The sequence below is a fragment of the Adhaeretor mobilis genome, from assembly GCF_007741515.1.
Taxonomy (GTDB): Bacteria; Planctomycetota; Planctomycetia; order Pirellulales; family Lacipirellulaceae; genus Adhaeretor; species Adhaeretor mobilis.
Genome location: NZ_CP036263.1, coordinates 5,867,227 through 5,887,994 on the forward strand (window position 1 = coordinate 5,867,227; position 20,768 = coordinate 5,887,994).

Below are 20,768 nucleotides of genomic sequence, written 5' to 3' on the forward strand. Positions count from 1 at the left end.
TGCGACATCTCTAAACGGGCCGTCCGTACACGGACCTTCTGCTAAGGGGAAGCAGTAGGAATCGATGAGCCTGAGGGCCAAGGTTGGGGCCATAGTCAAGTGAGTCTCTCGGGGAAAATTGTTTCTGTTGAACGGCCACACACATGGCGGCCGCTCGGGCAAAACGATTACCACCGAAGACTACTTGATCTCTACGGTCGCACCAGCACCTTCCAGGTCGGCCTTGGCTTTTTCGGCATCTTCTTTCGAGACGCCTTCCTTGACCTTGCTGGGAGCACTTTCAACCACTTCCTTGGCTTCTTTCAGACCAAGTCCAGTGAGGGCACGAACTACCTTAATGACGCCGATCTTCTGATCGCCGAAGCTTTCCATGACGACATCGAATTCGGTTTGCTCAGCGGCGGCTTCACCACCACCATCGCCACCGGCTGCCATCATGACGCCACCGCCACCAGCGGCAGGCTCGATACCGTGCACGTCTTTGAGGTAATCGCTCAGCTCTTTAGCTTCCTTCAAGGTAAGCTCGACGATCTTGTCGCCTAGCTCTTTTGCGGAAGCGGAAAATTCGGCTACTGCTGCATCATCGCTCATCTTAATATTCCCTTTGGATAAAGGGCCCTTTCTACTTTGGCCTGTGGCCTACATGTGAGGGCCACATAAAAATGAATTATGTAGACCCACGAATCGAATCTGGATTGGTGAGTTAGTGCTATCTTCTTTGCGTCTCAATGAAGATTGCAAATGGTTTCTTTCTACTCTTCGCTTTTCTGTTTGATCTGTCCGCCAAGTGTGCGGCCAGGACCAAGTAACTGGCCGGAGAGCGTAGCTCCTGGGCCGAGAATTTGTCCGACGAGCAGGCTGAGCTGCTCGGTACGGGTTGGCCATTTGCTGACTGCCACCACGTCCTGAGGCGACATTGTCTCGCCGGCCATGACGCCACCCTTGGCGACGAATGGCTTGAACTGGTCGTCGTCCTTGGCGAGCCGTGCCACTTCCTTGGCGAGCGAAACAATGTCTTCGGCTCCCCAAACTACGGCGGCTGAACCTTCTATACCTTCAAAGGCCGGCGCGAGAGCCGTACCCTCGGTGGCGCGGCGGGCGAGGCTGTTCTTCACGACCAGCATGCTGATGTCTTTGGCACGTAGCTCACGACGCAGCTCTACGCACGCATTGGCTTCGACGCCCAGGCAGTCTACGACCAGCATGTTTTCCACGCCGTCAAGCTTAGCCTTAAGTTCGTCAGTAATCAGGTTTTTGAGGTACTTACTCATGGGAGCAGGAAATCAGGTTATTAGGTATTAGGTTGTTAGGCCGAATTTTTTTACCGTGTGAGTCGGCTCTTCCCGAGCCCGACTAGGCAATCATTCTGTACTAAACCGCAAGTCTCACACTCGGGCTCATTGTGGCACTGATGTGGGCACTCTTGATGTAAGCACCTTTGATCGTGTTGGGCTTCATGCTAACTACGCGATCGATGAAGGCTTGAATGTTCTCAGCCAATTTTGGCGCATCGAAGCTGAGCTTGCCGACCGGTGCTTGGACATTGCCACCCTTGTCGTTGCGAAATTCGACTTTGCCGGCCTTATACTCTTCGACCGTTTTGGCGACGTCAGGAGTGACAGTGCCGGCACGAGGAGAAGGCATCAGGCCGCGGGGGCCGAGCACGCGACCCAGTGGGCCGACGACTTTCATCATGTCAGGCGAAGCGATGCAGGCATCGAAGTCCGTCCAACCGCCGATAATTTTCTTGGCGAGATCCTCGTCACCCACTTCATCGGCGCCCGCTTCACGAGCGGCGTCAGCGGCCGGGCCTTTGGCGAACACCACAACGCGGAGTTCCTTGCCGATACCGTTGGGCAGGACGATCGAGCCGCGAACGATTTGGTCCGCCTGGGTGTGATCGACGCCAAGTCGCATGACGACTTCCACCGTCTGGTCGAACTTCGTGCCGTCGTATTTCTGCAGAGCATCGACAGCGGCGGGGACGTCTAGGGCTTCCTCAGGCTGCTTGGCAGTGGAGGACTTCATTCTCTTGGCTAGCTTTGGCATGTTTGCGTTTCCTTAAAAACGGCTTTCGAGTGCTCCCTAAGACCATTCCCAGTGTGGGACCATGGCGGGGGGGAGTTTTACCTCTAACTCTTGTAACTAAACTCAATCAACCTTCAACTTCGATGCCCATACTGCGGGCCGTGCCAGCGATCATTCGCGAGGCATGCTCGACGTCACGGGCATTGAGATCAGCCATTTTTGTCGTAGCGATCTCTTCCAACTGGGCCTGCGTGACCTTGGCAACTTTATCTTTGTTAGGAACGCCCGAGCCTTTGGCAATGTTCGCCGTCTTCTTCAACAGCACAGCAGCCGGAGGGCTTTTGGTGATGAAGTCGAACGAGCGATCGTTGTACACGTTGACCACCACGGGAATCATCATCCCGTTGGCTTCCTTTGTGCGATCGTTGAACGCTTGAACGAATTGGCCCAGGTTGACGCCGAATTTACCGAGCGCGGTACCCACTGGAGGAGCAGGAGTGGCCTGTCCGCCGGGGATTTGGAACTTTGCGCTGCCTGTGAGTTGTTTTGCCATTTTAGGTTTCTTATCGTGTGCTTCTTGTCTTAGAAAGCTTAAAACTTGTTCGATTGGCCTCAGTTACCGAGAGGGCCGTTAGGCCGCGACCGGCCCAATTGATTGAACTCAGGTGGATTCGATTTGCCAGTATTCTAGTTCGACAGGAGTGCTGCGGCCGAAGATGTTGATCATGACAATCACCTTGCCGCTTTGGTCGTCGATTTCGCTGACGTTGCCCTCGAAGCCCTCAAAAGTGCCTTCCTTGACCTTGACGGCTTCTTCCAGCTTGAACTTGATGTCCAGCTTCGGTGCTTCGTCGGTCTCTTCTTCCTCTGGATGGATAATACGGGCGACTTCGCTGGCCAACATCGGTGTTGGTTTGCCACCGGAGCCTGTGAAATCGCCAATGCCTGAAGTCTCGCGAACGGCAAACCAGGTGTCGTCGTTAATGTGCATGTGCACGACGATGTAGCCTGGGTAGAGCTTTCGCTGAACGACTTTCTTCTTACCGCCTTTGAACTCCGTGATCTTCTCGGTGGGAACTACCACTTCGCCGAAGAACTCTTCGAGCCCTTCAATTGCAATCTTGCGACGCAAGGCTTCGGAGATACTCTTCTCGCGGTTGCTTTGAACTTTGAGGATGTACCAGTCCATGCGGATCGCGTCGGGGTCCACCTCTTCCTCCTCGACGGCCTCTTCCTCGGCTTCACCCCCTGCCTCCTCTTCCTCCTCGGCAGCTTCGTCCTCTTCCGCTTCTTCAGCAGAGGGTTCTTCCTCAGCCTCTATTTCATCAACTTCAGCCTCATCTCCGGGTGCTGACGACTCCACTTCGCTGACTGTGGATGCTTCCTCTGACGCAGCATCTTCCACTGGCGTGGGAGCGGTGTCTTCCACTGCCGTGGAGGCTGGGGCCTCAGCGGACTCTTCCTCGACAGGTTTTTCGAGTTCTTCACTCACCGACGGCACCACTTTCCTAACACTTCAAATTTTCCACTGCTGAAGAAACACCAACAAATCGCCCAGGTCACCCAAGTGCAAACAGCACTAAATACCTAGGAAGGTCTTCATCAAATAATCCAGTATCAGGTCGTAACCGAACAGGATCGACACAAGCAGGAAGATCACGATGATCACGACCAGCGAGGCTCGATACAGTTCGCCGCGTGACGGCCAGGAAACTTTGTTCATCTCTGCTTCGACCGAAATCAGGAAATCGGCAAAGCTGGGCAAATTGACAATGCGGTAGGCAACCCAAAAACCGACAGCGGCAATCACTGCTGGAATCAAGTACTGCCAAGTGGCGTCGCCACCGCTGTTACGTTCGCTCATCAACCACGCACCGGCAGCGAAAATCGCCGCTAGCGAAAAAAGCGTGACTTGGCGGGCAACCTTGCCCTGACTTCGCTTGTAGCGCGAAGTATTAAACATTCCTGCGATAAGTTCAGCCACGGGGCTTGTATCCTTAATTAACTGCGAACCAAAACCCACAACCCAAACCAGACGAAACCTCTACACGAGACTCACACTACTGCGAGACGCGACCATCAGCGAAAGCAGGGGCGGCGGGACTCGAACTCGCAACCCCTGGTTTTGGAAACCAGTGCTCTGCCAATTGAGCTACGCCCCTTCGCAAAAGGGGAGAGTTGAAAGCGGAAAGGGGAATAAACAATCTTCCACTTTCCACTTTCGCATTTCCCCTTTCGGGTTACTCAACGATTTTCGTTACTACACCGGACCCGACCGTCTTACCGCCTTCGCGAATCGCGAAGCGAACACCGTCGTCCATAGCGATAGGCTTCATCAGCTCAACCGTTAGCTTGGCATTGTCGCCAGGCATGCACATCTCGGCATCGCCAACCAGGTTGGCAGTACCGGTGACATCAGTGGTGCGGAAGTAAAACTGAGGACGATACCCGCTGAAGAATGGCGTGTGACGGCCACCCTCTTCCTTGCTCAAGACATAAACCTCTGCCTCGAACTTGGTATGCGGAGTAATGCTACCCGGCTTGGAAAGCACTTGCCCACGTGTAATGTCTTCTCGTTTCACACCACGAAGCAGAACGCCAACGTTGTCGCCAGCGTAGCCTTCATCCATAGTCTTGTTGAACGCTTCAACACCCGTGCAGGTGGTCTTGGTTGGAGCTTCGGTCAGGCCGATGATCTCCACTTCTTCACCTACCTTGATGGTACCACGTTCGATACGACCAGTAGCCACGGTACCGCGACCTTCGATCGAGAACACATCCTCAACAGCCATCAAGAATGGCTTGTCGTTCTCGCGAACAGGCTCAGGAATGTATTCGTCAATGGCGTCCATCAGTTCACCAACACACTTGGCGTACTCAGGATCACCTGGATTGTCGATGGCACCCTTAGCGTTACCGCGGACGAGTGGAATTTCGTCGCCGGGGAAGCCGTACATGGTGAGCAATTCACGGATTTCCAATTCCACCAACTCAAGCAACTCTTCGTCGTCGACGAGATCGCATTTGTTGAGGAACACCACGATACGAGGCACACCTACCTGACGAGCGAGCAGAATGTGCTCACGCGTTTGAGGCATCGGGCCGTCCGCGGCAGACACCACCAGAATAGCACCGTCCATTTGGGCGGCACCGGTGATCATGTTCTTGACGAAGTCGGCATGGCCCGGGCAATCGATGTGGGCATAGTGACGATTGTCAGTTTCGTACTCGACGTGCGAAACAGCGATAGTAACCGTCTTCGTTTCATCACGAACCGTACCGCCCTTAGCGATATCCGAGTAAGACTTCGCCTTGGCATAGCCCTTTTCAGCCTGGACGGCCAAAATTGCGCCAGTGGTAGTCGTTTTACCATGATCGATGTGACCGATGGTGCCAACGTTAACATGCGGTTTCGACCGCTCGAATGTATCCTTAGCCATTTTTCTTACCTAACTCCGGTCGTAAATCCAGGGTTTGTTAAGGACAACCGTAAAACAGTTTTCGTTAATACAAGCTTTGCCGCAAACCAAACCGGCGAAGCACGAATCTCTAAGTTGATTTCCTGCATCTCTCTTGCTGCAAGCTCCGGTCACTTACGCTCGCGGCTCGCTAATCCTCTTGACTCCAACCTCTCCTCAAGAGCTGCTGATGAGACTTGAACTCATGACCTCTTCCTTACCAAGGAAGTGCTCTACCACTGAGCTACAGCAGCGTTGGGAGCTATCGGCTATTAGCTGTTAGCTATTAGCTGCCTGCTCGCATACCTTACTCAAATACTCCATCAGTTCCGGCCCATAGCTAACAGCCATCAGCCAACAGCCTCAATAAAAGCGGGTGAAGGGAATCGAACCCTCGTCTTCAGCTTGGAAGGCTGTGGCTCTACCATTGAGCTACACCCGCGGGATTGATGTTAGATCGAAGATTTAAGATTGCTGACTTGAAAACCAGACAACCCCAAACAGCACCTCTAACCAAACACGATCTCCAACTCTGCAACGACTCGATTTCTTACCCAATCCCTAAACCTGCAACCTTAAATCTCAAATTTCCAATGGGAGGTACAGGATTCGAACCTGTGAAGGCATAAGCCATCAGATTTACAGTCTGACCCGTTTGACCGCTCCGGAAACCTCCCGCGTTGTTTTGCCTATTTACTAAGCCGCGAGCGGCCTCTGTTCCTCTTAAATTACTGTTCCAACTAGCGGGAGAGCTAGCGGAGGGACTTGAACCCACAACCTGCGGTTTACAAAACCGCTGCTCTGCCAATTGAGCTACGCTAGCCTGGGTCCACTGAAGTTGTGCGAATCAACTAATATAACGAGCGAACTGAGGGTGGCAAGGCGGCTATTGCGAAATCCAGAGCGAATTTCGGGCCAATTTGGAGGAGATTCGGTTTGCGACCTCTGAGTAGGCTGGTGGCAAAATGGGTAAGATTTGCCCGTTGTAGGCTGGCAATCGTTGTAAGTCGTCAGCGATATCGTCGGATCAAGAGGCACAAAGTAGCTAGAGAGAGCGCAAGAGTTGAAGGTTCGGGAATCCCTGCCACAGAAAGCAGCGTCACTTCGCCTGTGATATAGAGCTGGCTCGTGTCCCACTGGGCGCCTAGGTCTGTCGTGACCTGATCGAACTGGCCGACCGGCGAGACACCCGTCCAATCGAAGAGCTTAAACGTCTCACCGACGATTGAGGCCCCGTTGTCGCCTTCCTCAGGTGAGAGCAGCAATTCGAGCGTGCCACCGAGCGTGACCGGGAAGCCTGCATCGAACCGGATTATTGATCCCCACTGGTCGTCTTCGATGACAATGCGGAGCACACCGGCATCGTCGATCTGAAAGGAGTTCTGGACGACGATAGGCACGGGCGACTCGCTGTTTAAGTCCCAGACGCGGAACGTCTCGCCAGCCTGGATGTCCAGTGAGTCGACCGAGCCATCGGGCTGGACGAGGTTGCGTCGGTTGGGAGCGCGAAAGACGTTGAAGCCGCCGCCAAGTTGCCGATCGACAGACTGTCGCGTGTCGGCGCCGGTGAAGTCCGCGGTGAACAGTAGCGTGTCATCGCGGAAGCCGTCCTCCGCGACCCAGCTCCAGATGGTGTTTGTCAGGTTGGCACCGGAGAAGTCGGCGCCGGCGATCTGGGTGTAGGGGCCGTCGTCGTAGCCCTCGAAGTCCGCCCCCGAGAGGTTCTGCTCGGAGAAATCCCAGCCAGTGAGATCCTTGGCACCGAGGCCAATGCCACGCAGGTCGTTCGCCTGGTAGCTGGCAGTCGAGTAGAGCTGCTCGGCGCTGAAGCCGTTGTCGATGTTGTTGCCCATGCCGTTGAAGAGGTCAGCCTCGAAATAGAAGTCCGCATGGCGGATATCGGCGCCGGAAAAGTCGGCGCCGATGAGGGTTGCACCTCGGAATGCGGCCTCCCTGACGCTCTGCCCCGTAAAGTTCCAACCGGACAGGTCTAGCCGGTCTAGTTCGAGGCCTTGCAGGTCCCTACTCCGGTAGCTGGCCGTTGAATAGAGCTGGGCGGAGGTTAGTCCGTCGCCACTTTGAGTGAAGAACTTCCCGTGGCGGACGTCGGCATCGGTGAAGTCGGCCCCACTCAACACGGCGTTCCTCAACACCGCATCGCGGAGCGACTGGCCGGAAAAGTCCCAACCCGAGAGATCAAGTTCTTCGAGGCGGACACCTCGCAGGTCGCCGCTGTTGTAGCTCGCCGTGGAGTACAACTGCGTGGCGGTAACGGCACCTGCCCCGACGCCGAAGCGTGCAAAGATCACATCGCGCACGTCCGCGCCTGAGATGTTGGCACCCGTGAGATTGGCGTCGTCGAGATTGGCTCCCGTGAGGTTATGCCCAGCGAAGTTCCAGCCGCTGAGGTCGTTGTCCTCAAGATTAACGCCTGACAAGTCGCCCGCCTGATAACTGGCCGTCGAGTAAAACTGAGCGCTGGTCAGCCCGCGGCTGGTCGTCTCGCGAAGCTCGGCGTTGCGGATCGTAGTGTTTGAGAGGTCGGCATGCGTGAAGGTTGAGGACGAGAGCTTCGCACCGGTAAAATCGAGGCCCGAGAGGTCCCAGCCGGTGAGGTCGTTGCTATCGAGCTCGACCGACGACAGGTCGCCGCTCTGGTAGCTGGCCGTCGAATACAACTGCGCTGCAGTGAAGTCGCTCACGGCGGTGAGGTCAGCGCCACGGATCGTCGCGTCGGTGAAGTCCGTGTTGGTCACAAGCGCTTGGGACAGGTTGGCGTCGGTGAGATTGGAACGCTGCAAGTTGACTCCGACCAAACTACTGGACCTGAGGTTGGCCCCTGTGAGGTCCTGGTCCGAGAGGTCCCAATCAACGAGACTATTTTCGCTGAGGATAATCCCTTGCAGATCACCGCTTTGGTAGCTGGCAGTTGCGTAGATCTGCTCTTTCGTGAGGTTTGAGAAAGTCGTGGTCACGGCGCCGCGGAAATCGGCGCCTGCGATAATCGCGTCACTGAAATTCGCGCCGCTGAACCTCGCGCCGTTAAAGCGAGCGTTGCTCAGGTTGGCCCCGCTGAAGTCGGTACGAATCAGCCTCGTGTTGCTGAAGCTGGCACCTTGGAGCCCCTGCCCAGTGAGGTCCCAATCAGTCAGGTCGTTCCCCCACAACGCAACACCCGCTAAGTCGCCCGCCTGGTAGCTTGCCGTCGAGTAGAGCTGCGCAGGCGTGAAGGTCGCTGCAACGGAGGTGAATTGAGCGCCGCGGACTACTGCTCCCGTAAAATTGACATTAGCGAGGTTTGCCGCAAAAAAGTCGGCATCGGAAAGATTCTGGCCTGCGAGGTTGGCGCCGGACAGATCGTGCCACTTCAGCTCGATGCCAGACAGATCTCCCGCTTGGTAGCTGGCCGTCGTCGCGAGCTGCGCAGGCGTGATGCCGGGTTCAAATCGCGCATCGAATCGTGCGCCATTGAGCAGCGCCCCACTAAAATCGGCCCCCGCAACCGCGGTGCGGTTAAAGATTGCTCGGTTTAAAAAGGCGCCGCTCAGGTCGGCTCCGGTGAGGTTGGCGGAGCTGAATGAAACGGACGGCGCGTTGACGTCGGCGAGATAGGCTCCCGTCAGATCGGCGGACCGAAAGTTCGTTGTGGTGAGGTTAGCACCCGTGAGATCGGCGTCGGTGAGCATGGCGTTCGAGAAGTCTGCGCGAGTCAGGTTCACTCTCGTCAGCCAAGCCTGAGTGAGGTCCAAGCCCGCTGCTTGCAAAAACGGCGCGGGCATGACTCCAGCGCCGTCGGGCGCGAGCATTGACGACTCCTGCCGGCCCTGCGAGGGGTCGGCCGGGTCGATCAGTTCCCACTGAAACACATCCGCCGTTGCCAGCGGAGAGATCGCAATCGACAACTGTACTAAGCAGGACACCACGAACGACTTGCGAGACCGCAATGTGTTGAGGCGAGAGAAGAGTCGCACGGCGAGTACCTCATGGATGCGAACGGTAGATCTACCCAATGTAAGAGAAACGTCGTGAGAAGCGTTGCGTGGCAACCGAGTGCTCATTGTCGTTATTACCCTATCACAAGCCGCGGCTCTCCTCAAGATTTTCCGCGCGTTCGATAGGCGATCTGTGGATAGGCGTAAAAAAACACGACTCCGCGCGACAGGGTTCACTCCCCCGTCGCGCGTTGTCGCGTTGTAATGCTAGGACTCGTGCGGCTTATTCTCACTTCCGGCGACGACCCACAAGGGCGAAGCCGGCAAGGGCAGCAAGTACGGCAGTCGCCGGTTCAGGTACAATTGCGTTGGCGATTTGTCCGCGCTCGACCATCGTGCCGGTCATCCCGGAAATCTGAAACGAGTTACCGTTGTAAGTGAGGTTCAGGTCGGCTGTGATGCCAACCGTATGCTCAATATCCCCGTTGGCAAGCGAGGTATAGGTGTCGGTTCCAGGCAGTAAATCAAGTGCCATCCCATCGGCTGCCAAATCGATATCCCCACCGCCGCCACCGCCGCCACCGAAGGCGATCTTCAGAACGGTGACGTGCCCGCGATACTTCCTCCTGGGGGGACCGGCCGCCTTGAGCATGTTGAAGTCGGGCTCGTTCTTGTCGAACACGAAGCTGGCAGGTTGCTCGAGTTCGAGCTTCCCACCAGTGGTTGTGTTGGCGACTGCTCGACCATCCGCTGAAACAGCAACCGACGAACCAAAGCCGGCAACAGGGTCGTTGTCGGTGAAGGTCAGGTCAAATCCGCCGAAGTCGATAGTGCTGAACAGCGGGAACGTCTTGCCGTCTTCGTCATACGGATCGATGTCGTCTGGCGGGATAGCACTCGAGGCGGCATTGTTGGATCGCGATTGGTAGTAGTCGTACCCCTTCTTCGATAGCGAAACACCCACGAGGAGATCGCCGCCGGCTTCGCCTAGTGGCACCGTGCCAGCGCCGGTGAGTTCGAACGAGATGATCTCAGTATCAAACTGCAAGAAGGGACTGTTTTGCGCCGCGGCGAGGCACGGAGTCAGGGCGACCAACAGGCAGAAGAGCCCACTGCGCAGCAACCCAGCGCGCAGCGGCATTGGAAAATGAATCATTAGCGAACCTCCCAAGATTAAAGAAAATAAATAGGTGGGCCCAGGGCGTGTGGCCCCATGAAGAGCAGGCTCTACTATAAAGTGGCTAGTCTGGGACTGCAAATAAGCGATTTACCGCTCGCCAGCTTAGCTGGCGGGGTCTTAACGCTTAGACACCGCGCTAACTATTGACGGCGCGGCTAAGCCGCAAGCGGCAGGGGAATAGCGTGGCAAAGATGACCAGCAGTGCGGTGCTTGGTTCGGGTATGGTGCTGTTGGAGGCGCTGCTCGGCGTCGACCCGGCTCGCTGTTGTTGCCACGTGAGGAAGTCGAGACCGGTGCTTAGGCCGTCCTGGTTGGCGTCGCTTTCGCCGTTGATGCCGAAGTCGCCTTGCCATTGATTGAGATCTGCCGCGTCGACGTTGCCATCGGTGTTAAAGTCTGCGGTGAGGGAGGAAGCAGCTACCACGTCCAATGCAATGACCACACCGACCGAGTTGAGTTGCCACTCGAGTCCGGCATCAAGTTCAGGCAGATCGAGAACGTCGTAGTCCCCGCCTGCACCGCCTTGCACGCTCAAGAGCGGGAACGAGTCTCCCAGTTCGGGAACGTAAACACCCCCGCCGAGATCGATGAACTCGACACTCAAGGTGCCGTCGATTTGGGCGGTTCCATCGATCAGTAGTTGATCGAACTGCCCAGGGTTTGTCCCACCGATTTCGAAGGCAAGCGTGCTTGTCGAGGTGAGGGCGAGATCGTCGCTCAAGGTGAGCGTACCGATGGAGTCAGCAAGACTTGAGTCACCAGGAGCAACCGAACCTCCAATCGTGAGATCGCCTGCAACCGTGCCGCTGCCGGCGAGGGTGGATGTACCATGCCAAACGTAGCTGCCGCTGAGATTCAAGTTGGCAGCAGGGCCGACTTCCACGATGCCAGTGATGTTGCCGCTACCGGCGAGCATGGTGGTTCCGTCTTCTAGCTGCAACGGGCCGCTGGAACTTAGGCTTGCGTTGATATTCAAGTTGCCGACTGCGATTTTTTGTAATCCGTCGCTGCCCAGTTGCAGGGGTCCGTTCACATTGACGGTGCCCACGGTATTGAACTGCACTTGGCCAGAGCCGCCAGTACTGCTGAAATTGCCAAAGAAATTGATGATCGCCGAACTATCCGCTTGGATCGTAACGGGGCTGGAGTCGACTGATATGTCTCCCGTGAAGTTGGCCACGTTGCCAAGCTCGACTTGGAGGATGCTCGTGCCGCTGCCAGTGCTAGAGAAAGTGATGTCGTCAGCCAGTGTTGCCACGGCCTGCACTTGTAGCTTGCCCCCTCGCTCCACCACGGTATCACCCTGTGCGCTGCCAAGGGCCGTGCCGTCTTCCGCCACGGCGATAGCTCCTGAGCGGACGATGGTTTGCCCCGTGTAGTCGCTCCCGCCGCCGAAGAACGAGGTTAGCTCTTCCGCGATGACGGTGCCGCTGCCGCTAATGTTGCGAACCGCCTCGAAGTCGAATACGCGGAGCGTGCCGTTGTTCACCAAGCTGATGGGGTTATCGGGGAAGGTGCTTGCATTGGTCACGAAGCCCGACTCACCCACGTGTAGCTCGCCGCCGGCTTGAATCAAGAAGCTACTACTCATGGCACCGGTGTCCGACGCATTCATCACCAACGTCGCCCCGTCGGCGATGGTAAAGTCTGACTGCATGGCAGAAAGATCGCCAGTTAGTTTGAGGGTTCCCGAATTCACCTGCGTGGAACCAGCGTAACTATTACCGTCGTTGTCGATGGTAACTGTACCTGTCCCGTCAACTCTCACGCTGCCGCCGGTGATGGCACCTGTGCCCTGCAAAGTGTAATCTCCGCTGGCATCGAATACGATTTCGTTCGCATTGTTTTGGTCAGTGATCGTGACGGTGCGCCGATTCAAGGGAGCGGTATCGTCGAAGCGCACATTGTCGCCGTTCACAAAAGCGACCGAGCCGCTGGTGGAGGAGAAGTTCATGTCGCCCCCAGAGCTCCAGTCGGAACTCGTCTGACCAGTCCAAACAAGATCAAGCGGATCGCGCGAAGCGAAGATCGAAAGTTGGTAAAGCTGCACATCATTGGAGCTGCCTGTGACACGAGCGAGATAGTCGCCAGAGTCTAGTCCTGAGGTGATCGACTCGATGCCTCCTGCGGCGGCCGAACTGGACTGACCAAGCTGGACCGTGCCGTTGGAATTGAACAACGTAAGCGTGAGATTGCTCAAGGCGCGGGAATCAAAGTTACTTTGCGAACCGCCTTGGGGCCCTATTTGGTAGAGTGCGCCGCGGGGGGTGAGATCGAGCGTCACATTCGTACTCTCGGTCACTGAAAAACTGAAGAAGTCGATATCGCTGTTGTCGTCGATGCTCACGAAGTCGGTCTCGTTGGCGCCGATCGCCGTGCCCGTGCCGCCAGTGCCAATCGCGGCGCTGCTCGACGTGTTGACCGTACCGATGTCGAACGCGTTTAGGCTGGAATCGTTTCCGCCATTCTTTTCCAAAGCATCGCCGTAATTGCGTTGCAGCGCGAGTACATCATCTAACTGCGGGCCATCGAAGGTAGTCGCGATGAATGGCTCGATCAGGAAGCTCGCGTTGCTGCTTTCGATATGCTCAACACCCACGCCATGCATTGCTTCGTGCATGATGGTGTTGCGAAAGTACCGATAATTGTTGGCTGAGCTATTCGCGAACGTGTTGACGTCCGTGTTGAAGACCATTTCGCCGTAGTTGGGGAACGAGTTGTAGGCCAAAGTGCCGCTCAAACCGCTACCGAAGGAATTGCCAGCGATGCGCACATCGCCACGTGCATTGGAGCCCGAGAGATCGCCCGAGTTGCTGGAGCTAAGCCCACCGGGGTTCGAGCCCTCCACCTGATACACATACGTCAGTCCCGAGAGTTCGCCAAGTCGGTTGAAGGAATCTTCAAAGTGAGAAAACCAGGGTCGTTGGGTAAAATCGTCGCCACCGGGTCCTGCGCCAAACTTTGAATCAAGGTAGGTGACCAAGCCACTAGGACCGGCCGGCACGCTCGACCCGGAACCGAGATTGACAGAAGGAATGTTAATGCCGTCGTCGACGATGCTCCAAGTGAGCGTGGCGGGCGAACCCAAGCTGCCCGTGTTGCCACTGGCCGTGGTTGACCAGCGGCCACTACTTCCCGAGGCAAGTTCGTACGCGGCGGCCGGCGCGTGCGCGAATGCCAAGGTAGCGCACACAAAGAGCATGATGCAAAGCTGCCGCATGAAGATCTATTCTTTCCGTTCCAGTTAACAACTGCTGTGAGCTCACTACTTGTGGCTCAGTACGGGAGGATGCCTAATCCTGCCGAGACTCGCCACAGCAATTGTCATCCTATTAGTATGGTCTCAATCTCGGAATCCCGCAAAGCGCTAGTTTTGCCGGAGTGTGCGGAGATAAGCGAGCCGGCAGGCTTAAGCCGTCGGATCGAGGGATTTGTTGGCGGCTTACCACATGAGACTTACTAGCACGGTGATTAGCATCACCGTGGCGAACAAGGCTTTCGCTCCGGTGCCCAACATGCGGCCGGTGAACGCTGCTCGACCGACGCGGAGAGATTGCTGAGACGTTTCGCCACGCGTCAACTCTGCTAGCGTTGCCCCGCCGAGTGCGCCACAGGCGCCGCCCAACACGGCACCGACTAGCGAGCCGATCACAGGAATGGGAATGCCGAGGCCCGCTCCGCCGATCGCCCCAGCCAGCGAACCAACGAGCGCGAACCAACTAGCGCGGCGACTACCCCCGGCTCGCTTCGTGCTCCACATGCCGGTGAGTGTTTCCGCCGCTTCACCAGCAACGGCTTCGGCAGCGAGTAGCGCAACGCCGGCCCAACTGAGCGCCATGACGCCAGCCTCGGGGCCAAGCCAACCGTAAAGTGCTGCCGCAGCAACCATCAACCAAGTGCCCGGCATGCCCACAAGCGCGAGCACCCAACCACCGATCGCCGCGAGGACGAGTAGTATGGCGGCGAGATAGGGGAGAATGGCTTGCATGGCTTGCATGGCTTGCATGGTGGGCAGTGGGCAGTGGGCAGTGGGCAGTGGGCAGTGGGCAGTGGGCAGTGGGCAGTGGGCAGTGGGCAGTGGGCAGTGGGCAGTGGGCAGTGGGCAGTGGGCAGTGGGCAGTTTGGATTCTGTGAGTCGAGAGTCTTCTAGCGCAAGGACGAACAGCAAAAAACTTGCGGAAAACTTTCCGAAGCAGTCTGCCTACTGCCCCCTGCCGACTGCCCACTTACTCCCAATCGCGTTACACTACTATCATGGCTGATAACGACCCGATTATTGACCCTAAAACGAAACCTACGCCTCCGCCCATTGAATCTCCCGCGGCGCTCTCCGGTTGGCAGCGGCGTTGGCACGAGATCATCTTCGAGGCAGACACGCCTGCGGGCAAGGCGTTCGACATCACACTGTTGGTGCTGATCGTCATCAGCGTGGTAGGCGTGTTGATTCAAAGCACGCCAACTTATGAGGAATTGTATCAGCCGAAGTGGGGCCGCACGCTCGACTTGCTGGAATGGGTGATTACGATACTTTTCACCGTTGAGTATATCGCCCGGCTCGCCTGCGTGGCTCACCCGCTACGGTACGTCTTCAGCTTCTATGGCATCGTCGATCTGCTGGCCATCCTGCCCAGCTACCTGGCACCCTTTGTCAGTGGCACGCAAGCACTCGCCACGATTCGCACGCTGCGCCTGCTGCGTGTGTTCCGCGTATTCAAGCTGGGCGATCACTTGGCAGAAAGCCGGACGCTGCTCAAGATCGTGAAACAAACGCGCACGAAGATCACGGTGTTCCTATCAGTCATCATGATCGCGATCACGGTCCTGGGGACCATCATGTACGTGATCGAACGCGACGAGCCGGGCAGCGGCTTTACGAGCATACCAATCAGCATCTATTGGGCGATCGTCACGCTCACCACCGTAGGCTACGGCGATATTGCGCCGGTGACGGTGCTCGGCAAGACGGTCGCCGGGATGATGATGCTGATCGGCTACAGTATAACCGTAGTAACTATCGGCATCTTCGCGGCGGTCGTCCTAGGAGCAAAAGAAGAGAAGCAAGTCCCGAGCACGCAATCGTGCCCCAACTGCTTAAGTGAAGATCACGCCGCGGACGCAAAATATTGCAAGCGTTGCGGGAGTTTGTTGTAGGGTCCGCTGTGCAGACCGAAATAACCGGTCGTATCACGCCAAGAAGAGCCGGTCCTACCACGAATCGGTGGTCCGCACAGCGGACCCTGCGTGACTACGTTGCCAGACCCAACACCGTTGACCGGACGCGCGACATGCAGTGGGATGTGGCTATCTCGGGGAGAGTCCAACGCTTGCAGTCATTGACTTCCTGGCCTCCCACCAGTCGACGGATGCGCTCTTCGTCGCTCCAATTATCTCGAATGCGAGCACACTCCTGCGCGATGCGACCTGGGGTAGGTAAGTACTCGGGTTGGTTGCCCTTCATGATTTGGAGGTTCCTTCTACGCACGTGTTTTTTGGGACGGGAGCGACGTTCTGCGAATGGAAGAACCGGGACTGCGAAGTACGGCACGACTGCTCGGGCGGGAAACAGTCTAGATGTGCTTGGCCGCAGCCCCGGAGGGTTGGCTTGGTGAGTTGGTTTCAATTGCATAACGAGCGTGAATCTAAGGAAAGCTCGTGGAGATTTTGTGAAGGGAATGAGAAAACTTGGAGAGTCTGATATTTCGCCACCGAGCTTGTTCGGTGCTACCCCTGAGAGCACTAGCGCAGGATAAGGCCTGCGGCGATAGGTCCCATCTCTCTGCATCCCTGGAAAGATCGTCTGGCTAGAATCCTCGCGAAGCATCGCAGTTACGCTTATGCGCGAATTCCCCTAGACTAGTGCGTTAGAGTCACACGGAAGCAATCTGATCTCAAGACAGTTTTTCAAGGATTGGGCACCATGAATGATGTTCTGGCAGTCGTTTTGGCCGGGGGAAAAGGCTCGCGTTTAGAGCCGCTCACACGCGATCGCGCGAAGCCGGCTGTGCCGTTTGGCGGCACGTATCGTATTATCGACTTTACACTGTCGAATTGCCTGAACAGCGGCATCCGTAAAATCCTTGTGCTCACGCAGTACAAAGCGATGAGCCTCACGCGTCACGTGGCCCACGGCTGGCGACATTTACTGTGTCGCGAACTGGGCGAATTCATCGACGTGGTGCCTCCCCAGCAGCGCATCGACGAACAATGGTACCAAGGCACCGCCGATGCCGTGTATCAAAACATTTTTACGCTCGAGCAAGAGCGACCCGAGTATGTGGTGATTCTCGCTGGCGACCACATTTACAAGATGGATTACAGCAAGATGATCGATCACCATATCGCCCAGCAGGCCGATCTCACGATTGCCGCGCTCGAGGTAAGCGTGCCCGAAGCGCGCAGCTTCGGCGTCATGCAAACCAACGAGTCGGGCCAGATCATTGGCTTCGAAGAAAAACCCGAAAACCCGAAAACCGTTCCTGGCGACGATGAGCATTGCCTCGCGTCGATGGGCATTTACGTGTTCAGTGCGCCGTTTCTGTTCGAGCAGCTTTGTCTTGATGCCACCTTGCCGGAAAGTTCGCACGACTTTGGTAAGAACATCATCCCCTCGATCATCGACACGCACAAAGTCGTGGCGTTTCCTTTCCAGGATGAGAACAGCAAGCAGCAAGCGTACTGGCGCGATGTGGGCACGCTTGATGCGTTTTACGAAGCGAACATCGAGCTGACTGGCGTCGAACCGCTACTGAACATGTACGACTACCGCTGGCCGATCCGCACCGACCAGCCGAACCTGCCACCGCCGAAGTTTGTGTTCGACGAAGACGAAGGCCGTCGCGGCGCCGCATACGATAGTATCATTGCCGCGGGCACGATTATCTCCGGCGCGAAAGTCTCTCGCAGTATCCTGGGGCCCAAGTGCCGGATTGAAGAACGTGCCGAGGTGAGCGACTCGATCCTCATGAACGGCGTACGCATTGGACCCGACGCAATCATCCGCCGCGCAATCATCGACAAGAACGTCGACCTGCCCGCCGGTGCCCAAGTAGGCGTGGACCTCGAAGCCGACCGCCGACGCGGGTTTACCGTGACCGAAAGCGGGCTGGTGGTGATCCCGATGATCGCGGATGCAGGGTCGTTGTTCGGGCGTTAAGGTTTTTAGCCACAGATGGACGCAGATTAACGCGGATGATTCGTAGGGTGCCGTGAGTAAGAACATTGAGCGAATCGAAAGAACTTAACTGGTCAGTGCCTCGTTGGTCGTACGTAAGGCCGCTCAAGCAAGAAATGAGTTCGGCGGTTTGCAGTAAGTCCTTCAAGCGAGTAGCTATAGTTTCTCTCATAGCAAGCCTGACGATTCTCGCTATTGCAATGCTCGCAATTCCTCAGCTCAACTTCGCATTCCTGTGGAAGCTACCTGTGGTATTCGGGGCAATTCTACTTATGGCTCTTCTCGACTTAGGTGCGCAGTGTCTGTCCAAGCCTACTGTAAAGCTGCTGGCAGATCGTCTCATCTATTCCCATGTGCAGTCGGCGGGGAACAAGGTGAAGTTCGAATATATACGAGAATCTCGGCTAACTATTTTCTCGCACAATCGAGTTTTGTTGACGATTTGGTACGATCAAAAGAGAAGACGGCGACGGGTTCGTATGGGAGTCGCCGAGAAAGTTGCTCTCGACGAGTTGGCCGAGCTACTCCCAGTAACGCCGACAATCCGCGACGCCAGAGCGACTTACCAAAGGCTGTTTCCCACCTCGAACCCTAAGTGACTATGACCTTTGGCCAAAGAAATTTTCGTTCGTCTTCTTTACCTAGGGCGTTGCCCTAGGCTACGGTGTCGGGAGGCCTTCGGCCATTATTGATGGTAAATGAAAACTTGCGAGTAAGTTCCCGGCGAGCTGTTGGCTCGCGGCTCCTTTTCACATCAACGGCGTTCCGTGGACGACCAACCCATAACTCGGCAATCCAGCACTCTTGGAAACGCACGCCGACGCTTGCTTGCCATGCTGAGCCTCATCCTGGCGGGAGAGGCGATCTACATTCCGGTGTTTCATCTGAATCGTTACTTCAAGAGCAGCATGCTGGAAGTGTGGAACATCGACGAAGACAAACTCGGCGATCTGTTTGCGGTGTACGGAAGCGTCGCGATGGCTTGCTATTTTCTCGGCGGACCTTTGGCCGATAAGGTTTCGCCAAAGAAGCTGCTCGCGACTTCTTTGTTGGCCACCGGTGCGGGATCGGTCTATATGGCGAGCTTTCCCTCGTTCACCAACCTGTATTGGCTGTATGCTTTTTGGGGCGCTTCGACCGTCTTGCTTTTTTGGGCACCTCTGATTCGTGCCACACGCCAATGGGGTACCAGCAATGGGCAAGGAATGGCGTTTGGAGTACTCGACGCCGGCCGCGGTCTCGCCGCAGCCGTCGTGGCAAGCGCAGCGGCAGGGATGTTTCCTGCAGAAGAGAATCTCTCGCCTGACAAATTAGAAATCACCTTGAAACAGCTCCTGTGGTTCTACGCTGCGGTCAATGCAGGCGCGGCTGCTTGCGTTTTGGCATTTGTGCCAAACAGTTCTCAGATCACTACGCCGGAGGCTCCTGTTCAATACAAGAGCAACCTGCTGCAACGACTGTACCAAGTGCTCTCTAGCCCGACTATTTGGCTGCAAGCCGTAGTCATCTTTTCTGCCTACAGCGTGTTCCGCGGGTTTGGTTACTACGGGCACTATTTGGAGGACGCGTACGATTTCGACGCGAAAGAATCTGCATCTGCGATCTCGGCGCTCACGTTTATTCGCTTCGGCGCAGCACTGGTGGCCGGTTGGTTCGCCGATCGTGTCCTAGGCGTGGGACGAACGCTTGCCGTGTGTTTTGTGCTGCTCATCGTGGTTTACGGCGAATTCCTCGCCAGCCCCGACGGGCTACCTGTTTGGCTGATGCTCGCGACGCTGGCGGCAAGTTGCTTGGCGATGTTCGGCCTGCGGGGGATTTACTTCGCTCCGCTAGAAAGCACCGGAACGCCCAGAGAGTTGACCGGCACAGCAGTAGGCGTGATTTGCTTTGTCGGTTTTCTGCCAGAGATCTTCATGCCCAAACTTTGCGGCCGACTGGTAAGCAACGCCCGCGAAGCGGGGAATGTGATCGTTGGGTACGAGCAGTTGTTTTTGATACTGGCGCTGTTGTCGCTCGTGGGGCTGACGGCCAGCTGGATGTTGTGGCGGGCAGAGCGGTGATTTGCTTGTCTGACGAGCGTGGTACAATGGAGTAGTGAAAGTTATTCATCTTTGCACCCTCCAGATTGCGGAACCGATTATGAGCACTAGACTGACGGCGATCATTCAGCGTGAGGGCGATGGATATGTCGCCCATTGTGCTGAGTTGGATATTGCCAGCCAGGGTGACACGGTAGAGCAGGCACGCGATAATCTTCAAGAAGCGCTGGAGCTGTTCTTCGAAACGGCTCCTTAAGAAGAAATGAAGCGACGGCTGGCTGGATAGATTCTTGGCCGAAGGCCTACTTCATCGTAGCCTAGGGCAACGCCCTAGGACGCGATTCTCACTCCCCATTTGGCCGAAGGCCATACTCACACTACACATCGGCAACTCAATCCCAAACATAGCGCTCGTCGAATTCAATCCCATATTTGTTTAGCATCGCCCGAAATTCATCTTGAAACGACCGCGTTCGGTGATGTTCTTCCTGATTTCTTACGTACGCTTCTGCATCGTCACGTAGTATCGGACTGACCGAAAACATCCCATAGCCGCGCTGCCAATAGAATCGCTGGTATTGGTTCCCCAAGGTCTTCACAAACTTGGAAGATTCACGTTTGATGTGTTCCACGAATTCGGCGGGCGCATGTTTCTTGCCCATGTCGAAAAGGATGTGGACGTGATCGTCAGCACCACCCACAACGACCCAACGACAATCCATGTCACGAATCGTCGTTGCCAGATACGCATGCACGCGAGGGCGAATAGGTTCGTCGAGCCAAGGTTTACGGTTCTTGGTGCTGAAGACAAGATGCGCGTAGAGTTTAGTTAGCGATTGGGGCATTGTAGTGTGGGCGAATTCGAGGAGTGATTATGGCCTTCGGCCAAAGTGGGATTGGTCGGAATCAGGACCTAGGGCGTTGCCCTAGGCTACGATGACGGAGGCCTTCGGCCAAGCG

Annotated in this window: 18 protein-coding genes and 5 tRNA genes; 5 read left to right on the forward strand and 18 right to left on the reverse strand. The window is 56.2% G+C overall.

Translation table 11 applies throughout. From position 1 onward, the window contains the following. Positions 1-180 precede the first annotated feature (180 nt). The 16 genes from rplL to HG15A2_RS23270 form a co-directional block, all read right to left on the reverse strand. The gene (rplL, locus tag HG15A2_RS23195) at positions 181-591 is read right to left on the reverse strand and encodes a 50S ribosomal protein L7/L12 (protein WP_145063742.1); all 411 of its coding nucleotides are present in this window, start codon (positions 589-591) and stop codon (positions 181-183) included. A 161-nt stretch (positions 592-752) separates the two neighbouring features. Next, complete coding sequence (gene rplJ, locus HG15A2_RS23200) at positions 753-1,271, reverse strand: 50S ribosomal protein L10 (RefSeq protein WP_145063744.1); 519 nt, start codon at positions 1,269-1,271, stop codon at positions 753-755. Between the two features lie 100 nt (positions 1,272-1,371). Beyond that, on the reverse strand, positions 1,372-2,049 hold the full coding sequence (gene rplA / locus HG15A2_RS23205; RefSeq protein WP_145063746.1) for a 50S ribosomal protein L1: 678 nt from the start codon (positions 2,047-2,049) through the stop codon (positions 1,372-1,374). Between the two features lie 106 nt (positions 2,050-2,155). After that, on the reverse strand, positions 2,156-2,581 hold the full coding sequence (rplK, locus tag HG15A2_RS23210) for a 50S ribosomal protein L11 (RefSeq protein ID WP_145063748.1): 426 nt from the start codon (positions 2,579-2,581) through the stop codon (positions 2,156-2,158). 108 nt (positions 2,582-2,689) lie between these two features. Beyond that, a complete protein-coding gene (gene nusG, locus HG15A2_RS23215; RefSeq protein WP_246117837.1) occupies positions 2,690-3,520 on the reverse strand; it encodes a transcription termination/antitermination protein NusG in 831 nt (276 codons plus the stop codon). 87 nt (positions 3,521-3,607) lie between these two features. Then, on the reverse strand, positions 3,608-4,012 hold the full coding sequence (secE, locus tag HG15A2_RS23220) for a preprotein translocase subunit SecE (protein WP_246117838.1): 405 nt from the start codon (positions 4,010-4,012) through the stop codon (positions 3,608-3,610). Between the two features lie 105 nt (positions 4,013-4,117). Beyond that, positions 4,118-4,190: transfer RNA gene (locus HG15A2_RS23225), tRNA-Trp, on the reverse strand. Between the two features lie 78 nt (positions 4,191-4,268). After that, a complete protein-coding gene (gene tuf / locus HG15A2_RS23230; RefSeq protein WP_145063750.1) occupies positions 4,269-5,468 on the reverse strand; it encodes an elongation factor Tu in 1,200 nt (399 codons plus the stop codon). Positions 5,469-5,668: 200 nt separating this feature from the next. Then, positions 5,669-5,740 (reverse strand) — tRNA-Thr (locus tag HG15A2_RS23235). Positions 5,741-5,857: 117 nt separating this feature from the next. Further along, a tRNA-Gly gene (locus HG15A2_RS23240) sits at positions 5,858-5,928 on the reverse strand. A gap of 152 nt (positions 5,929-6,080) precedes the next feature. Then, a tRNA-Tyr gene (locus HG15A2_RS23245) sits at positions 6,081-6,163 on the reverse strand. A 73-nt stretch (positions 6,164-6,236) separates the two neighbouring features. Continuing rightward, positions 6,237-6,309: transfer RNA gene (locus HG15A2_RS23250), tRNA-Thr, on the reverse strand. A 187-nt stretch (positions 6,310-6,496) separates the two neighbouring features. After that, on the reverse strand, positions 6,497-9,457 hold the full coding sequence (locus tag HG15A2_RS23255; RefSeq protein ID WP_218932198.1) for a pentapeptide repeat-containing protein: 2,961 nt from the start codon (positions 9,455-9,457) through the stop codon (positions 6,497-6,499). Positions 9,458-9,707: 250 nt separating this feature from the next. Continuing rightward, complete coding sequence (locus HG15A2_RS23260; protein WP_145063752.1) at positions 9,708-10,574, reverse strand: PEP-CTERM sorting domain-containing protein; 867 nt, start codon at positions 10,572-10,574, stop codon at positions 9,708-9,710. Positions 10,575-10,734: 160 nt separating this feature from the next. Then, a complete protein-coding gene (locus HG15A2_RS23265) occupies positions 10,735-13,818 on the reverse strand; it encodes a beta strand repeat-containing protein (RefSeq protein WP_145063753.1) in 3,084 nt (1,027 codons plus the stop codon). A 222-nt stretch (positions 13,819-14,040) separates the two neighbouring features. Next, positions 14,041-14,604, reverse strand: coding sequence for a DUF456 domain-containing protein (locus HG15A2_RS23270; protein ID WP_145063755.1), 564 nt, complete (start codon positions 14,602-14,604; stop codon positions 14,041-14,043). A gap of 248 nt (positions 14,605-14,852) precedes the next feature. On the opposite strand from HG15A2_RS23270, the gene HG15A2_RS23280 reads away from it, so the two are divergent. Then, positions 14,853-15,749 carry an ion transporter gene (locus tag HG15A2_RS23280; RefSeq protein WP_145063758.1) on the forward strand — a complete coding sequence of 299 codons (897 nt, stop codon included), beginning with the start codon at positions 14,853-14,855 and terminating at the stop codon, positions 15,747-15,749. Positions 15,750-15,843: 94 nt separating this feature from the next. Here the strand turns inward: HG15A2_RS23280 and HG15A2_RS23285 are convergent, their stop codons facing one another. Beyond that, entirely contained in the window at positions 15,844-16,056 is a 213-nt protein-coding gene (locus HG15A2_RS23285) for a hypothetical protein (RefSeq protein WP_145063759.1), read from the reverse strand. A gap of 459 nt (positions 16,057-16,515) precedes the next feature. Between HG15A2_RS23285 and glgC the strand changes: the two genes are divergently transcribed. The 4 genes from glgC to HG15A2_RS23305 all read left to right on the forward strand — a co-directional run bounded on the left by glgC (position 16,516) and on the right by HG15A2_RS23305 (position 20,064). Further along, positions 16,516-17,751: a glucose-1-phosphate adenylyltransferase gene (gene glgC, locus HG15A2_RS23290; protein ID WP_145063760.1), complete on the forward strand. Its 1,236-nt coding sequence runs from the start codon at positions 16,516-16,518 to the stop codon at positions 17,749-17,751. 218 nt (positions 17,752-17,969) lie between these two features. After that, positions 17,970-18,368: a hypothetical protein gene (locus HG15A2_RS23295; RefSeq protein ID WP_145063762.1), complete on the forward strand. Its 399-nt coding sequence runs from the start codon at positions 17,970-17,972 to the stop codon at positions 18,366-18,368. Positions 18,369-18,602: 234 nt separating this feature from the next. Next, the gene (locus HG15A2_RS23300) at positions 18,603-19,829 is read left to right on the forward strand and encodes an MFS transporter (protein WP_145063763.1); all 1,227 of its coding nucleotides are present in this window, start codon (positions 18,603-18,605) and stop codon (positions 19,827-19,829) included. A 79-nt stretch (positions 19,830-19,908) separates the two neighbouring features. After that, the gene (locus tag HG15A2_RS23305; RefSeq protein ID WP_145063764.1) at positions 19,909-20,064 is read left to right on the forward strand and encodes a type II toxin-antitoxin system HicB family antitoxin; all 156 of its coding nucleotides are present in this window, start codon (positions 19,909-19,911) and stop codon (positions 20,062-20,064) included. Between the two features lie 136 nt (positions 20,065-20,200). Here HG15A2_RS23305 and tnpA read toward each other — a convergent pair whose 3' ends face one another. After that, positions 20,201-20,653 carry an IS200/IS605 family transposase gene (gene tnpA, locus HG15A2_RS23310; RefSeq protein WP_145063766.1) on the reverse strand — a complete coding sequence of 151 codons (453 nt, stop codon included), beginning with the start codon at positions 20,651-20,653 and terminating at the stop codon, positions 20,201-20,203. Between the last annotated feature and the right edge of the window lie 115 nt (positions 20,654-20,768).

Excerpts from the sequence above, each read along its gene's own strand:
- rplL (WP_145063742.1), bottom strand. The coding sequence starts at position 591 with ATGAGCGATGATGCAGCAGTAGCCGAATTTTCCGCTTCCGCAAAAGAG.
- rplJ (WP_145063744.1), bottom strand. The coding sequence starts at position 1,271 with ATGAGTAAGTACCTCAAAAACCTGATTACTGACGAACTTAAGGCTAAG.
- rplA (WP_145063746.1), bottom strand. The coding sequence starts at position 2,049 with ATGCCAAAGCTAGCCAAGAGAATGAAGTCCTCCACTGCCAAGCAGCCT.
- rplK (WP_145063748.1), bottom strand. The coding sequence starts at position 2,581 with ATGGCAAAACAACTCACAGGCAGCGCAAAGTTCCAAATCCCCGGCGGA.
- tuf (WP_145063750.1), bottom strand. The coding sequence starts at position 5,468 with ATGGCTAAGGATACATTCGAGCGGTCGAAACCGCATGTTAACGTTGGC.
- HG15A2_RS23260 (WP_145063752.1), bottom strand. The coding sequence starts at position 10,574 with ATGATTCATTTTCCAATGCCGCTGCGCGCTGGGTTGCTGCGCAGTGGG.
- HG15A2_RS23265 (WP_145063753.1), bottom strand. The coding sequence starts at position 13,818 with ATGCGGCAGCTTTGCATCATGCTCTTTGTGTGCGCTACCTTGGCATTC.
- HG15A2_RS23270 (WP_145063755.1), bottom strand. The coding sequence starts at position 14,604 with ATGCAAGCCATGCAAGCCATGCAAGCCATTCTCCCCTATCTCGCCGCC.
- HG15A2_RS23280 (WP_145063758.1), top strand. The coding sequence starts at position 14,853 with ATGGCTGATAACGACCCGATTATTGACCCTAAAACGAAACCTACGCCT.
- HG15A2_RS23285 (WP_145063759.1), bottom strand. The coding sequence starts at position 16,056 with ATGAAGGGCAACCAACCCGAGTACTTACCTACCCCAGGTCGCATCGCG.
- glgC (WP_145063760.1), top strand. The coding sequence starts at position 16,516 with ATGAATGATGTTCTGGCAGTCGTTTTGGCCGGGGGAAAAGGCTCGCGT.
- HG15A2_RS23295 (WP_145063762.1), top strand. The coding sequence starts at position 17,970 with ATGCTCGCAATTCCTCAGCTCAACTTCGCATTCCTGTGGAAGCTACCT.
- HG15A2_RS23300 (WP_145063763.1), top strand. The coding sequence starts at position 18,603 with ATGCTGAGCCTCATCCTGGCGGGAGAGGCGATCTACATTCCGGTGTTT.
- HG15A2_RS23305 (WP_145063764.1), top strand. The coding sequence starts at position 19,909 with ATGAGCACTAGACTGACGGCGATCATTCAGCGTGAGGGCGATGGATAT.
- tnpA (WP_145063766.1), bottom strand. The coding sequence starts at position 20,653 with ATGCCCCAATCGCTAACTAAACTCTACGCGCATCTTGTCTTCAGCACC.